General features: G+C 37.2%; 15 protein-coding genes and 3 tRNA genes. 3 read left to right on the plus strand and 15 right to left on the minus strand.

From position 1 onward, the window contains the following. Positions 1-641 precede the first annotated feature (641 nt). From rbsB to MUN42_RS08120, 8 genes are all read right to left on the minus strand, one after another. Positions 642-1,589: a ribose ABC transporter substrate-binding protein RbsB gene (gene rbsB, locus MUN42_RS08085; protein WP_243344213.1), complete on the minus strand. Its 948-nt coding sequence runs from the start codon at positions 1,587-1,589 to the stop codon at positions 642-644. A 289-nt stretch (positions 1,590-1,878) separates the two neighbouring features. Next, positions 1,879-2,826 carry a ribose ABC transporter permease gene (rbsC, locus tag MUN42_RS08090; protein ID WP_243344214.1) on the minus strand — a complete coding sequence of 316 codons (948 nt, stop codon included), beginning with the start codon at positions 2,824-2,826 and terminating at the stop codon, positions 1,879-1,881. After that, complete coding sequence (locus MUN42_RS08095; protein ID WP_243344215.1) at positions 2,823-4,304, minus strand: sugar ABC transporter ATP-binding protein; 1,482 nt, start codon at positions 4,302-4,304, stop codon at positions 2,823-2,825. The genes rbsC and MUN42_RS08095 overlap by 4 nt, the downstream gene beginning before the upstream one ends. Before the next feature lie 8 nt (positions 4,305-4,312). Then, entirely contained in the window at positions 4,313-4,705 is a 393-nt protein-coding gene (gene rbsD / locus MUN42_RS08100) for a D-ribose pyranase (protein WP_243344216.1), read from the minus strand. Beyond that, a complete protein-coding gene (locus MUN42_RS08105; RefSeq protein ID WP_243344219.1) occupies positions 4,702-5,595 on the minus strand; it encodes a ribokinase in 894 nt (297 codons plus the stop codon). The genes rbsD and MUN42_RS08105 overlap by 4 nt, the downstream gene beginning before the upstream one ends. After that, entirely contained in the window at positions 5,592-6,587 is a 996-nt protein-coding gene (locus tag MUN42_RS08110) for a LacI family DNA-binding transcriptional regulator (RefSeq protein ID WP_243344221.1), read from the minus strand. The genes MUN42_RS08105 and MUN42_RS08110 overlap by 4 nt, the downstream gene beginning before the upstream one ends. Positions 6,588-6,742: 155 nt before the next feature. Continuing rightward, positions 6,743-7,348, minus strand: a complete 606-nt coding sequence (locus MUN42_RS08115; protein WP_243344223.1) for an isochorismatase family protein — start codon at positions 7,346-7,348, stop codon at positions 6,743-6,745. Continuing rightward, complete coding sequence (locus MUN42_RS08120; protein WP_243344225.1) at positions 7,336-8,262, minus strand: TIGR01212 family radical SAM protein; 927 nt, start codon at positions 8,260-8,262, stop codon at positions 7,336-7,338. The genes MUN42_RS08115 and MUN42_RS08120 overlap by 13 nt, the downstream gene beginning before the upstream one ends. Positions 8,263-8,317: 55 nt before the next feature. Here MUN42_RS08120 and MUN42_RS08125 point away from each other — a divergent pair, with 55 nt between their 5' ends. Next, complete coding sequence (locus MUN42_RS08125; RefSeq protein WP_243344228.1) at positions 8,318-9,145, plus strand: Cof-type HAD-IIB family hydrolase; 828 nt, start codon at positions 8,318-8,320, stop codon at positions 9,143-9,145. 169 nt (positions 9,146-9,314) lie between these two features. Here the strand turns inward: MUN42_RS08125 and MUN42_RS08130 are convergent, their stop codons facing one another. Further along, entirely contained in the window at positions 9,315-9,803 is a 489-nt protein-coding gene (locus MUN42_RS08130; protein ID WP_243344230.1) for a hypothetical protein, read from the minus strand. 114 nt (positions 9,804-9,917) lie between these two features. Here MUN42_RS08130 and MUN42_RS08135 point away from each other — a divergent pair, with 114 nt between their 5' ends. Together MUN42_RS08135 and MUN42_RS08140 are read left to right on the plus strand one after the other, a co-directional pair. Next, positions 9,918-10,484, plus strand: coding sequence for a DUF3783 domain-containing protein (locus tag MUN42_RS08135; RefSeq protein ID WP_243344232.1), 567 nt, complete (start codon positions 9,918-9,920; stop codon positions 10,482-10,484). Positions 10,485-10,684: 200 nt separating this feature from the next. Further along, complete coding sequence (locus tag MUN42_RS08140; RefSeq protein WP_347708772.1) at positions 10,685-10,894, plus strand: hypothetical protein; 210 nt, start codon at positions 10,685-10,687, stop codon at positions 10,892-10,894. Positions 10,895-11,165: 271 nt separating this feature from the next. Here MUN42_RS08140 and MUN42_RS08145 read toward each other — a convergent pair whose 3' ends face one another. The 6 genes from MUN42_RS08145 to MUN42_RS08170 all read right to left on the minus strand — a co-directional run bounded on the left by MUN42_RS08145 (position 11,166) and on the right by MUN42_RS08170 (position 13,922). Next, a complete protein-coding gene (locus tag MUN42_RS08145; protein ID WP_243344234.1) occupies positions 11,166-11,525 on the minus strand; it encodes a desulfoferrodoxin family protein in 360 nt (119 codons plus the stop codon). A gap of 72 nt (positions 11,526-11,597) precedes the next feature. Then, on the minus strand, positions 11,598-12,890 hold the full coding sequence (gene hisS / locus MUN42_RS08150; protein WP_243344237.1) for a histidine--tRNA ligase: 1,293 nt from the start codon (positions 12,888-12,890) through the stop codon (positions 11,598-11,600). A 38-nt stretch (positions 12,891-12,928) separates the two neighbouring features. Continuing rightward, positions 12,929-13,600: a DUF6873 family GME fold protein gene (locus MUN42_RS08155; RefSeq protein WP_243344239.1), complete on the minus strand. Its 672-nt coding sequence runs from the start codon at positions 13,598-13,600 to the stop codon at positions 12,929-12,931. 51 nt (positions 13,601-13,651) lie between these two features. Further along, positions 13,652-13,725 (minus strand) — tRNA-Cys (locus tag MUN42_RS08160). A 6-nt stretch (positions 13,726-13,731) separates the two neighbouring features. Continuing rightward, a tRNA-Gly gene (locus tag MUN42_RS08165) sits at positions 13,732-13,806 on the minus strand. Positions 13,807-13,846: 40 nt separating this feature from the next. Next, positions 13,847-13,922: transfer RNA gene (locus tag MUN42_RS08170), tRNA-Phe, on the minus strand.

Here is a 13,922-nt window from a genome sequence, read left to right on the forward strand (position 1 = left end):
AAATTGCCCTCTTCGAAGATAATGTTCTATTTAACGGCTACAAGGACCAAATAGTAGGACTTAGCCAAGGAGCAGGCCACAAGTACCAACTTGGTAGGGATGCCAACGAAATCCTAAAAAATATCGGCCAAGGCCTAAGAGATCTCAAAAATTCTTATGTATCAGGTGACTTTGACCTAATAGTATCATAAGAAGCCTACGACCTACTAAATAGGGTAGTAGACGGAGCCTACCTCCTAGACATAGTAAGGAAAAAACTAGGAGGAGAAGTAATCGAATCAAAGGCCTCGAATGGTGCCATCTTACTAGCCCACAAGCATGATGACTACGAATTTACCCTAGGTCATGACCTATCAATAGGCTACCACCAAGCTGACCCACAAAATGTAGGCCTATTCATATCAGAATCCTTCACTCTAAGGATCCTAGACGAAAACAAAATAGTAGCTTATAGCCTATAAGCACATTAAAGGGGCACTAACGCCTCTTTTTTGTACAAAAATAGGTGGCAGAATATCCCACCACCTACTTATAAATTTTAAAGTCATATGTTTTAATTAACATTGAAGTTTTTGTAAAATCCTTAATGTAAGAAAACTTAGGGCTTAGGTCTATTTAAATAGCCTTTATTCTGGATTTACTTATTGGGTTATTAATTCTAGTGGTGAAGAAATTTTTTCGTCTACTTCTTCGCCATGTAGGTATTTAGAAGCTGTTTCTAGGGCAATCTTACCCATCTCTTCTGGTTTTTGAGCAACTGTTGCTGATAGGCTGCCATTTTTTACTGCCTCTATGGCATCTTCGTTTCCGTCAAATCCTACTATGATTATATCATTGTCCTTGCCTGATAGGGCTTCTGCAGCTCCTAGGGCCATCTCATCGTTTTGGCAGAATACTGCTTTAATATCAGGTTCTGCTTGAATCATATTTTCCATAACTGTTAGGCCCTCTGCCCTATCAAAATTAGCAGTTTGAGATGCTGTTAGTTCAATTTTACCTTCTATGGCTTGGATAAATCCTTCTCCCCTCTCTCTAGTTGAGCTTGCTCCAGGAACTCCTTCTAATTGGGCGATTTTATCATTTTCACCTATATTTTCAAGTATATAGTTTCCAGCCATTTTTCCGCCTTCGACATTATCACTTGCTATAAAGCTGACTATTTCACCTTCATCAGAGCCCCTATCTACACAAATAACTGGTATATTAGCTTCATTAGCAGATAAGACTGAAGGAGATACTGCAGTAGAGTCTACTGGGTTGATAATTATTAGATCAACACCTTGGGTTATTAGATCTTCTAATTGATTACTTTGTGTAGAGCTATCGTTTTGTGCATCTACTATTACTACTTCTAGTCCCTTTTCCTTGGCTTCAGCCTCGATACCATCTTTTAATGAAATAAAGAATGGGTTGTTTAGGGTTGATATAGATACACCTACTGTAAAATTATCGTCAGAATTAGCTTCTTGCTTTGCTGGAGCCTTCTCTGTGCTAGCTTCTTCTGCTTTCTCTTGACCCTCAATACTACAACCAACAAGTACCAATAATGTTAGCGCTAAAGTAGATATAGTTCTTAAAATTCTTTTCATACTTTCCTCCTAATAAATTAATTTTAAGTATTAGCCTGACTTTAAATATTCTTTATGCCCCACAAAGATTAATCCATCTAAATATAGAAGATACAACCTAGTGATTTTAACTTAAATATTAGTTTCTAATGACTATTGGCCTATCTCCCCCTCCTTTAAGGATATAAATTTAGCCTTAGCCTAATATTTATTAGCTATAGTTATATGGCCACTTAGTGATAGAAAAATCTTTTTTGGTACATATTAATTTCTTGTTGACTTTCTCTGTAAAAACTTAGTTAAGTAAATTTTATTTATTTCTCTTCCTATCTATAAGTACAGCTATTAGGATAACAACACCCTTAACGATTTGTTGGTAAAAACTTGATACCCCTAGTAGGTTTAGTCCGTTATTTAATACTCCTAGGATCAAAATTCCTATTAGGGTTCCGACTAGAGATCCACTACCACCTGTCATACTTGTGCCACCTAAAACTACCGCCGCTATAGCATCCATCTCATAAGCAGATCCAGCTGTTGGTTGAGCAGAGTTTAGTCTAGATGTAAGAACAAGACCTGATATAGTCGCAAGTACACCTGATATTGTGTAGACCATAGACTTTACCTTGTCTATTTTTATACCAGAAATAAAGCTTGCCTTTTCATTGCCCCCTATAGCGTAGACCTTTCTTCCAAAGGATGTTTTGCTTAAAATAACCATTAAGATGACAAAAATTATTGCAAACATTATCACTTGAAATGGTATCCCAAATACCTTTCCCCTACCTAAGAAGGCAAATATAAAATTATCCCTAGGTCCAGGAATTGGTCTTCCCTTAGTAAAGACTAGGGTCGCTCCCCTATAAATTGTCATAGTAGCGAGGGTTACTATAAAGGGTTCTAGTTTGCTCTTTGTTATAAACATTCCATTTATAAAGCCCAAGCCTCCTCCTATAATTACCGCTACAAGGATTGCTAGAATTGAATTGAGACCATTATTTAATAGGCTTGCAAAGATTGCAGATGTAAAGGCCAGGGTAGATCCAACTGATAAGTCTATACCTCCAGTTAGGATTACACAAGTCATGCCCAAAGCAATAAATCCATTAATGATTAATTGTCTTAATAGATTCATTAAGTTTGATACTTGTAGAAAATTGCTATTTAGAATGCTAACAATTACAACAAGCAAAATCAAAGCTATAATTGTACCAAAATTTGGATTGTCTTTTAGAGACTTCCCTTTAACTTTTTTCATATCTTTCCTCCAGTAGCTAGAGTCATAACCCTCTCTTGACTCTTCTCATTCTTTCCTATTTCTCCTTGAAGCTTGCCCTCATAAATTACATATATTCTATCAGATAGGCTTAGTAACTCTGGTAGGTCGCTAGATATAAGGATGACTGATTGGCCATTTTCTACAAGCTTATTGATTAGGTCATAGATTTCTCTTTTGGCTCCTACATCGACTCCCTTGGTCGGCTCATCGAGGATCAAAACTTTGGGATTGATACCGAGCCATTTTGCAAGGACTACCTTTTGTTGATTACCACCAGAGAGGTCTTCTATCTTATCCTCTACTCCCTCACACTTAATTTTTAGACCGCTTTTATAGTTTTCTGCTATACTTTTTTCCTTATCTAGATCAAGCAAGATGCCTTTTTTAATCTCATCGATATTGGTAAGGCTTATATTTTCCCTAATTGTTTCATTTAAGATAAGCCCTTCTTCTTTTCTATTTTCAGTTAGGAAGGCAATGTTATTTTTCATGGCATCGGAAGGGCTTTTTATATCTATTTTCTCCCCATCCAAGAAAATCTCTCCTGAATCCTTCTCATCTATTCCAAAAACAGACCTAAATATCTCACTTCTTCCAGCTCCCATGAGGCCTCCTATACCTATAACTTCATTGGCCCTGACATTTAGATTTATATCTTCAAAGTAGCCTGTTCTAGTGAAATTTTTAATTTCTAATCTTATTTTCCCAGGATTAGACTTTATTGTGGGGTAAAAATCTCCAATAGACCTACCAACCATGTGCTTTACTAGCTCGCTTTCATTAGTTTCACTAGTATTAAAGACTCCAACTGATTTACCATCCCTCATTACACTAACCCTATCGGTTAGGGCAAATATTTCTTCCATCCTATGGGATATGTAGATCATGGATACATTCTTGTCTTTTAACTTCTTTATCAATTTAAAAAGTTTATCGATTTCGACATTAGTTAAGGCGGTAGTTGGTTCATCGAGGATAAGGATGTTGATCTTACCCATATTTGCTTTAGCTATTTCAAGCATTTGCCTTTGACCAATAGAGAGGTCTTTGACCAAGTCATTAGGGCCAATATTTAAGTCTAGTTCCCTAAATATTTCCCTCGCTTCTTCTTCCATTTTTTTATAATCTAGGAAAAAGCCCTTTTTGAGCTCCTTATTCATAAATAAGTTTTCTACCACTGTTAATTGTGGGTAGTCAACTAGTTCTTGGTGGATAAATCTTATCCCTAAATCACTTGCAGCTTCGGTCGAATCTATATCAGTTTTCCTACCGTCTATATAAATCTCTCCCGAGTCTTTTGGAAGAAGACCTGTAAATATATTCATTAGGGTAGACTTTCCTGCACCATTTTCTCCGACCAGGGCATGGATCTCTCCCTCCCTTATATCAAAGTCTACTCCCCTCAACACATCATTATTTCCAAAACTTTTATAAATATCTTTTAATTCTACTCTCATAAACTACCTCAAAATATGTTCTTTGATTGGAGGATTATATTTGAATAGGGTGTATTCTCTCCTGTTCTTATTACAAACTTAACATCCTTTAGTTTCTCCTTGAAGGCTTCATGGCTTATGTATTGACAATCTACATCTTCAAGTAAATTCTTGATATTATTCTCTTGGTTAGGATTTTCATCCTTTATTTCACTTGCCAAAATATATTTTTCCACAGACAAATCTTTCAATACTTCCTCTAGGACTTCTATAAAAGAAGGCACGCCCAACTTTAACGAAATATCAATCTTTTTATCCCTATCTATGGGAAGTCCACAGTCGCCTATAGCTATCAAATCTGTATGGCCTAGATCTGCCAAGGCCCTAGCTATGTCGCTATTTAAAATCCCCTTTATTTTCATAAGCTCTCCTCTAAAAATTGCTCTACCCTATTAAAATCAGGTATAGAATTACTTGCTCCCTTTTGTGTAACTGCAAGTGCTGAAGCAGCTGAAGCATATTTCAAGCATTCCTTAATCTCATATCCCTTTGATATAAGGCCCACAAAGTAGCCTGTAAATGTATCCCCAGCTCCTGTAGTATCAATAGTATCTACCTCATATATTTCTTGGCTTAAAGAAAGCTCCTTATCAAAATATATAGATCCCTGCCTACCCCTAGTGATGACAAATTTTGTATTAGGGTAAGTTTCTTTCAAAGTTGAAATAATATCGTTTTCTTTATCCTTATTAGTAATTTGCCTTGCTTCATACTCATTCATTATAATTAGATCAATTAAATTTAAGTCAATTTCTAATAGATCACTATTTATAGGAGAAGGGTTGAGGACTATTAGCATATTATTCTTCCTAGCCTCATCAATAATGTAGGATAAATTATTTATTTCGTTTTGTAAAATAAGTATATCCCCTTCACCAAAGGATGCTAGGACATAATCGACTTCTTCTTTGTCTATGGCGAAGTTTGCTCCATGGTCAAGTACTATGGAATTTTCTCCATTTTTATCAACTTGGATAAAGGCGCTGCCAGTAAGTTTATCAGACATCTTTATAAAATCAGTCTTTACCTCATTTATTTTTAGGTACTCTACTATGAAAGAATCCTTATAATTCAGTTTTCCTGCATGGTAGACTTGGTCAGATACCTTGGCTAAGGCTACTGATTGATTTAGCCCCTTGCCCCCTATCTTTTCTTCGTAAGTCTTTGAATCAATGGTTTCCCCTGGTCTTACTATATGATCTAGGGAAAAAACTTTATCAATATTTATTGAGCCAAAATTTAAAATCTTCACCCCTTATCCTCCTTTACACTTTCCCTTTCTATAATTTTAGGGCTTACTAGAATTTTTTTCTCTTTGAGATTATTATTAAGTAAGTCGTCTATCATCTGGATAGATAGCTTGGCTATCTCGTCTATATTTTGATCTACTGAAGTTATCTTGGGACTTAGTATATCGTTTATAAAAAGGTTGTCGTAGCTTATCAAAGATATATCATCTGGTACCCTTATCCCAACTTTCTTAAAATATTCCAATATCCCGTAGCTACTCATATCTGAAAAGGAAAAGATTGCATCTACCTTCCTCTGAGCAAAGTAGCGTCCAGCCTCAAAACCTCCTTCATAGGTGTAATTACCATGGAAGATATTTTTAACATCGTAGGTAATGCCCTTGTCAATCATGCACTTAAGTGCCCCTGACAATCTCCTTGTTGAGTTGGCTGTGTTGGACGGGCCAATATTTAGGCCTATATTTCTAAAGCCCCTATCAATTAGAAACTGTGTAGCTATATAGCCGCCTTCTTCGTTGTTGCCTGTAACAATATTAATGTCCTTCTTTTGGTAGTCAAATTCATCTAAGAAAACGATATTGTGCCTACTAATAATTTCTTCATCAAATGTTTTGATTCGCCTATCGACTATTAGAGCTGATTGAATATAATTTCTCTCTACTAGGGAGGTGAAAGATTTTTCATCGAGCTTTTGATTGCGGCTATTGTAGATATACAAAAAATATCCTAACTTTTCTGCCCACATAGTAATTCTATCTGATAGGAAACTAAAAAAGGGATTTACCAGGTCTGGAATTATAAGAACTATGGACTTGCTCTTTTTAGTAGCTAGACTCCTAGCAATATTGTTGGGCCTATATCCTATTTCTTCTGCCGCTCTTATAACTCTTTTCTTGGTTCCATCAGATATCTTGTGGTTGGTTTTATTTAGCACCATGGATACTGTGGTTATAGAAACACCAGCAAGCTTGGCTACATCTTTTATAGTTGGCATAATTAACCTCATTAAAGCGTTTTAATTAATTCTAGTATATCACTATTTTAAAACTTGTCAATACTAAAAAATTTTTTAGGGAGGTTATTTTAAATAAAAAGCAGACCTGCTATCATCATGCAAGTCCGCCTGGTTGATATTTAATTTTATATTACCTACTTTCTAAGCTCCTTCACTAAGTTTGAGATGAATTTGAAATGTGGGTCTTTTGAGTCGTAGGCTAGGTCGTAGAGGATTGTTTCTGTGGATACTAGGACTGCTCCCATATTTTCGTTGGTCCTGGCTGCCCTTTCTTTTTGGCTATCTTTGAATGATGCTATGGCATCGACTGGCAAATATACTTCTAGGCCCTTGTTTAGTAGAGTCCTTGCTGTTTGGTAAACACAGATATGGCCCTCTGCTCCTGTTATGACTACTTTTTTGATGTTTTCTTTTTCTATGAAGTCGATGACTTCTGGTCTTGCTGCATCGAATACGGTTTTTGCTATAAATTGATCTTCTTCTAGTTCTTCTAGGATTCTATCATCAGACCTACCAAGTCCCTTTGGATATTGCTCTGTTGCAAGGATAGGTTGGTTAAATTCCTTGAAGGTCTTTATTAGGACTAGGGTGTTTGCTATAGCCTCTTCTCCTTTGTCCATGGTATTCATTAGCTTTGGTTGTTCGTCTACAACCAGGAGCAAGATTTTTTCATCCTTCCTGTAGGTAGCACTATCTCTATCATAGCCTTTCATGTAGTATTTTCTGTCTAAATTGTCCATAAATCCCCCTGTCTATAATTTTTATCCTTCATGTACTTATCTAGGGATGACAAGATGCCGGCCTTATTTTTTGACCAGTCTGGGTAGGCTATCTTCTCCCTTATCCCATCTCCTGTCAGCCTATTTATCACAATATCTTTATCGAGCCTCCTAAGGATAGCTGCCAAGATTTTTACATAGTCCTCCCTTGTCATAAGGTAGGATAGGTTGTTTTTCTCATAAAAGTTCATGAGCCTGGAATCTTTTTCTACAAAGAGGTTGTGAATCTTGACTCCCCGAAGCTTTCTACGGTTGATGTAGTCAACATCTTCCATCCAGTCTTCATAAGTTTCGTAAGGAAGCCCGACTATAATGTGGACTAATACATTTATGCCCAAATTTTTAAGTTTTACCACAGCCTTATCAAAGACTTCATGGTCGTAGCCCCTATTTATAAGATCAATTGTCCTTGGATTGACACTCTGCATACCAAGCTCGACTATGAGAAAAGTTTTTTGATTAAGGTCGGCTAGTAAATCAAGGACCTCATCAGACAAGCAATCTCCCCTAGTAGCTAAGGCTATCCCCACTATATCATCTTCTGCTAGGGCCCCTTCATAAAGGTCTCTTAACCTGTGGACTTCGCCATAAGTGTTGGTAAAGTTTTGGAAGTAGGCAAGGTAGCCTTCTTTTCTCCCTGGCTTTGAGAGCTTGGACTTTTGGTCTCTTATTTGACTAGGTATGGAGAAGTCAGCTCCCAGGGTCCACTCCCCAGCTCCCCTATCTGAGCAAAATATGCAGCCTTCTCTCGAGATGGTCCCGTCACGATTGGGACAGGTAAATCCACCATCTAGGGGAAGCCTGATAATTTTCTTCTTGAATTTTATTTTGAAAAATGAATCTAGGTCATTGTATCTTTTCTTGTTAATTTCCATAGAAAAAATATACTTTATTTTTCAAAAAAGTTTACTGGCAAGGTATAATTATCTTATGATTAAATTAATTACAATAGATGTGGACGGGACTCTCGTCACCCCACTTAAAAGACTTACAAAAAAGAATAAAGCTGCTATAAAAAGAGCCAAAGACCATGGCCTTACCCTTACCCTAGTATCTGGTAGACCCTTCAAAGGCCTCTATCCACTACTAGAAGAGCTTGACCTTACTGGATTCAATTCTTATTCTGTTTGCCAAAATGGGTCTTATATTTTTGATAATAAGGAGCAAAAACCCATCGAAAGTATAGGCCAAGGACCGAGTGAGCTTATAGCTGTTGATAAAATGCTAGATGGCTACAGGCTTGAACTTGCTGCTATGGATGACTTTGGCTTCTATACTAGGCATAAAAATCCGAGTATCTTTTCCAAAATTGATGCCCAAATCTCAAATATAGACCTTACAGTCGTTGCCTACGAAGACTGGCCAGCTGACAAGGTCTTTGGGAGATTTCTAATCCTAGGTAGACCATCTGAGATTAAAAGATTTATAAGAAATATGCCAGATGACCTAAAAAATTCCTACTACCCAGTCCAAACTTCCCCCTTTATGATAGAGGTTATGAATAAGTCTGCCAACAAGGGGGTAGCCATAGAGAAATTGGCAGATAGGCTTGGAGTTAGTATAGATGAAATAATGGCTATTGGCAACGAAAAAAACGACATCCCCATGCTTGCTAGAGCTGGATTTTCTGTCGCTATGGCCAATGCCGTAAGTGAGGTCAAGGATGAGGCTGACTTTATAACCAAGAGTAACCTTAGGTCAGGAGTCGGCCATGCCATAGATAGGCTAATAGATAATAAGCTTCTTCCCTACAAGTAAGCCTACAAAAGGGGCTGTTGCAGAATGAATAAATCGACCCAAAATCGTTAGAAGAACCTCCACGAGCCGGCAGGCTTGCCTCCATGAGCCGGCGGGCTTGCCTCAAATTGTCTAAGAGAATCTTCTAAGGATGGGACGATAATTATTCATAGTTTTCACCAGCCCCTACTTATCTATACTTTTCTTCCTTTAGTTTCTTTAGCTCGTAGTTAATACTTTTTCTCTTGGAAACAAGCTTTCTAAAAACCTTGACCAAATTATTCTTAGCCTTGTTAATATCAACTTCCTTAAGTCTAATATTAGTCCTAAAGATAATATCAGATAGCTTGCTATTTACTTCCTCAAAACCAGTTAGCTTGGTAGGGAGGGTCAAGCTCTTAGCCAAGTCCTTATCATAAAGCATGAGCTTGGTTCTAAAATCTAAGATCTCAGCTTGAACCCTATCGATATTCTTGTTGACCTTGGAATGTTTGGAATGTCTTAACCCATTGCCTACAAAATTTCCCCTAAGGATGTCAAGACCAGGGACACTTGATAGGTCTCTTACCTTTCTTCCATAAACTTCTACATCACGAATTATAGATCTTATCTCCTTAATAAACTTATCAATCTTATCCTTTTCCTGTATTAATTTTGCTTTTTTATCTTCACTATTCATAAAGTCCTCCATATGGATGTTATTATATTTATACCCAAAAATCCAAAAAATTAAAGTTTGTTATCCAAAATATCATTAGTATAGTTATAATATATAAATAAAAGGAAGGTCATAATGTCAAAAATTTTATACTATAACCCAATAGATTTAGATAAATACGAAAGAATCAAAAAAATTGCTGCCAAGCGTGGCATTGAAATAATTGAAGTAGGGAAAGATCACATCAACTACAAGGTCGGCTACCTCCTAGCCCTTGATGGCTTCGATAGCGAACAAGCAAATATAAGTTATGAGGATGACTTCGACTTTGACTTTGCCCTCTTCGATGACTTTACAAACGAAGAGCTCTTTGGCCTAATTGATGAGCTAAGGGAAAATCAAGCAGCAGTTAGCCACAAGGCTGGCGTTACCCCAAATAACATCAAGTGGACTTTGGGAGAACTCCTTACAGAAAATGACAAGGAAGCCAAGGCCATGGGACTAATTAACAAGATAAATGCACTCGTAGAAAAGAATGCAGCCTACAAGGAAAAATATGGCGAAGATCCAAAAATCAAGGAAATAATTGATGAGATCAACGCCTACTTTGCAAGTGCTGAAATCTTCGAACTAGACCTCGCCAAGGGCCTCTACCTAAAACTCCTAGACGAGACCATAAGAGTTGAAAAAGACCACGAATAATTAAAGAACCGAGAGCCAGAAGGCTCTTTTTTCTTGGCAAATTTTACACCTAGGTCACAATTCCTATAAAATCAAGGAGACCCATATGGAAGAAAATAATTTTAAGAAATCTCTAGAAAATAATTCGATAATGCCATTTATAATAAGAACTTCTCAAATATAAGTCAAAATTTTAATGAAGTTAAAAATCTGTTAAAAATATTACTAATATAATAAAAAGATATCCAGAAAAATCCTATATCTTTAATAAGTTTATTGAATATTTCCTACCTACAACAGTAAAGCTTATCGAGGCCTACACAGAATATGAAATGATGGGCAGTGACGATAAGGAAATTCTATCATCCCTAAAGGAGATAAACGAAACTCTTATAATTATAAATGATGCCTTCGAAAAAATTTGTCTTTAACTCCTAGAAGATAGGAATATGGATATTAAAGCAGATATCGATACTATGAAATTGCTTTTCAAGCAAGAAGGCTATATGGGGGAAGATTTTAATAAGGAAGTCTAGGTGGCTTTTCCTATAAAATTTTCTCATATAGAAAAATCCCAGACTTATCTATTATCTAGTCCTACTTATCGTTTACTTAATAATTTTTACAAAAAATCCTCCCGATTAGTTTTTACTAACCGAGAGGTTTTAGTCCACAATATTTTACTATTGAAAGATTTTTTTATTAGTTAAGCTCAGCGCTTCCTTCCCATAGACCGTGGATGTTGCAGTAGCTTAGTGCATAGAATGTACCATTCTTTTCTGTTTCGATAACGCCAGTTGCTATAGGTGTTGATAGTATGTCTCCTTCACCATGAGCCTTAAATTCGTAGCTAGCTACTTCTACTGGGAATTTAGCTCCTTCTGCTTGGAAGAAAACTTTGATCCAAGAAATGTGGTGTTCTAATGTGTTTGGGTGAGCTATTTCTGTTCCTATAGCAGCCTTTACTTCTACCTTGTTTCCGTCTAGTCTTTGAACTGTTACTTCAGGAACGTGTTTTTCGTTTGCAAAATCTCCAGTTTGTACTGTTTCAGTTAATTTCATATTTATACCTCCATATAAAATCTTACAATATTATTATACCCACTTGGTCTAAAATTAATTATATATTTTTAATTATTCTAAAATTTTGTCGATTGGTCTTGTAATTTGTTCTCCACTTTCCATATCTTTGATAGAAACTTGCCTTGAATTTAGCTCATCTTCGCCAAGGATTATGACCTTCTTCGCTCCGATTTTATCAGCGTAGGTCATCTTCTTTTTGAACTTGCCAGCTTCAAAGTAGATGTCAGCTTCCTTATTAGCATCTCTTAGGATTCTTAGGACTTCTATGGCATAGGAGTTTATTTTTTCGTCCATCGGGATTATGAGGTAGTCGGTAAGGCCCTTGGATATTTCCCTTATAAGGCCTAGTTCTTGGAGCTTGTAGAAGAGTCTAGTTAAACCTATGGACATACCAACTCCTGGTAGGTTTTGCTTGGTGAAGTTTTGGGCTAGGTTGTCATACCTTCCCCCTGAGCAGACTGATCCTATTGACTCGTGGCCATTAATGAAGGTCTCATAGACTGTGCCTGTGTAGTAGTCAAGTCCCCTAGTTATGGCGAGGTCGATTTTGATATTCTCATCTCCCACACCAAATTCTTTCATATATTTATAAACTAGACCCAGCTCACTTAGGCCCTCCTTAAAGAGGTCATTGCTATCAAAGCTTTCAAGGTCTGCTAGGACTTGGTCATTGGCTTCATCCTTGTTGATAAAGTCGATTATGGTCTCTGCCTTATCGGCTGATAGGATTTCTGCAAGGAGGTCATAGGTCTTATCTATGCCAATCTTATCTTTCTTGTCTATAGTCCTTAGGACCTCAGTAGAGTCCTCTATTCCTAGGCTTTGGAAGAAGCCATTTAGGAGTTTTCTATTGTTTATCTTGAAGGTAATGTCGCTAAGTCCAATTTGACTAAAGACATCGAGGATTACCCTTGGTAGGATGGCATCGTTAATTATAGATAGGCTATTGTGGCCAATGATGTCGATATCGCATTGGTAAAATTCTTTGTACCTACCCTTTTGGTTTCTCTCTCCCCTATAGACCTTGCCTATATGGTATCTTTTGAAGGGGAAGTTTAGGTCTTGGAAATGCTCTGCTACATACCTTGCAAGGGGAACTGTTAGGTCAAACCTAAGGCTCATGTCTTTAGAATCTGAAGCTATCTCAAAGATTTGCTTTTCAGTTTCTCCCCCACCCTTGGCAAAAAGGATCTCATTTTTTTCGATAAGGGGGGTATCTATTGGTAAAAATTGGTACTTGCTAAAGGTTGCTGCGATCTTTTCTTTTATGTCATCAAAAACTACTTGGTCCTCGGGTAATAGCTCCATTACCCCTGCTATAGTTGAAGGTTTTACAATATTCATTCGGTCCTCTTTCTTTTTTCTTTATTATATCATATATCTTAGACTGCCATTAGGGATCCCAAATCTTGGAGGTCTATGTCCTTGGGATAGACTAAGGTAAGTCCTGCCTCTTCTGCATTTGCTTTTATTATATCAAAGGATTTTAGCCTGTCAATGTTTCCATCAAAAATTAGCCTATTCCCATAGAGTCCACAAGTCCCTCCAATAAATCCCGTCTCAAAGCCAGGAAGATCTATATCTTCCTTATGGAGCAAAACCACCTTTATCTTATCTCTTAATTTTTTGTAAATTCCATAGTCTCCTGTCAAAATCCTATCCCCCATAGGGATAATAGAACACCTGGTATAGCCTTGTTTGACCCTAAGGTGGATTTTATCCTTCATATGATCTAAGATATGGCTTTCTGTTAGGTCATTATGGATAAAAAAGTCATCTCCCACGTAGACATTGTAAATGCTATCGTAGGGATACTTGATTTTTACTGGTTCGCCCTCTATTATCTCATAGTTCGGAAGTTTGTCCCTATAGTAGGGAGCTATCGTTTTGTCGACTAGGATTTTTCCATCTCCTAGGGGAAAGATCGATAGGTCTGGGTGATCTGCTATAGGCTCTAATAGGTTGGGGTTGTCTATCGTTTCTATAAAGTCTATTTTTTCTTCTTTTAAAAAATCTTTAAATGCTTCTTTTGCCTTGTTTGATATTATTAGCATGGCTTCCCTCTTATATTATGATACAAAAAAAGCCCTCCTAGGAGAGCTACTTGGAGGCGCCAATCAGATTCGAACTGATGGTAAAGGTGTTGCAGACCTCTGCCTTACCACTTGGCTATGGCGCCATAAAATGGAGCGGATGACGAGATTCGAACTCGCGACCCTCGCCTTGGCAAGGCGATGCTCTACCCCTGAGCCACATCCGCATTAATTATATTATACACCAACTTTCACATTTGTAAAGGTTGGTGCCCAGAGGCGGAATCGAACCACCGACACGGGGATTTTCAGTCCCCTGCTCTACCGACTGAGCTATCTGGGC

Origin of the sequence: Anaerococcus sp. AGMB09787, assembly GCF_022808955.1 — a bacterium.
Taxonomy (GTDB): Bacteria; Bacillota; Clostridia; order Tissierellales; family Peptoniphilaceae; genus Anaerococcus.

Coding starts and splice junctions, on each gene's coding strand:
- MUN42_RS08115 (WP_243344223.1), bottom strand. CDS start 7,348: ATGGACAATTTAGACAGAAAATACTACATGAAAGGCTATGATAGAGAT.
- MUN42_RS08110 (WP_243344221.1), bottom strand. CDS start 6,587: ATGCCAACTATAAAAGATGTAGCCAAGCTTGCTGGTGTTTCTATAACC.
- MUN42_RS08125 (WP_243344228.1), top strand. CDS start 8,318: ATGATTAAATTAATTACAATAGATGTGGACGGGACTCTCGTCACCCCA.
- MUN42_RS08130 (WP_243344230.1), bottom strand. CDS start 9,803: ATGAATAGTGAAGATAAAAAAGCAAAATTAATACAGGAAAAGGATAAG.
- MUN42_RS08135 (WP_243344232.1), top strand. CDS start 9,918: ATGTCAAAAATTTTATACTATAACCCAATAGATTTAGATAAATACGAA.
- rbsB (WP_243344213.1), bottom strand. CDS start 1,589: ATGAAAAGAATTTTAAGAACTATATCTACTTTAGCGCTAACATTATTG.
- MUN42_RS08145 (WP_243344234.1), bottom strand. CDS start 11,525: ATGAAATTAACTGAAACAGTACAAACTGGAGATTTTGCAAACGAAAAA.
- MUN42_RS08120 (WP_243344225.1), bottom strand. CDS start 8,262: ATGGAAATTAACAAGAAAAGATACAATGACCTAGATTCATTTTTCAAA.
- MUN42_RS08095 (WP_243344215.1), bottom strand. CDS start 4,304: ATGAGAGTAGAATTAAAAGATATTTATAAAAGTTTTGGAAATAATGAT.
- hisS (WP_243344237.1), bottom strand. CDS start 12,890: ATGAATATTGTAAAACCTTCAACTATAGCAGGGGTAATGGAGCTATTA.
- rbsD (WP_243344216.1), bottom strand. CDS start 4,705: ATGAAAATAAAGGGGATTTTAAATAGCGACATAGCTAGGGCCTTGGCA.
- MUN42_RS08155 (WP_243344239.1), bottom strand. CDS start 13,600: ATGCTAATAATATCAAACAAGGCAAAAGAAGCATTTAAAGATTTTTTA.
- rbsC (WP_243344214.1), bottom strand. CDS start 2,826: ATGAAAAAAGTTAAAGGGAAGTCTCTAAAAGACAATCCAAATTTTGGT.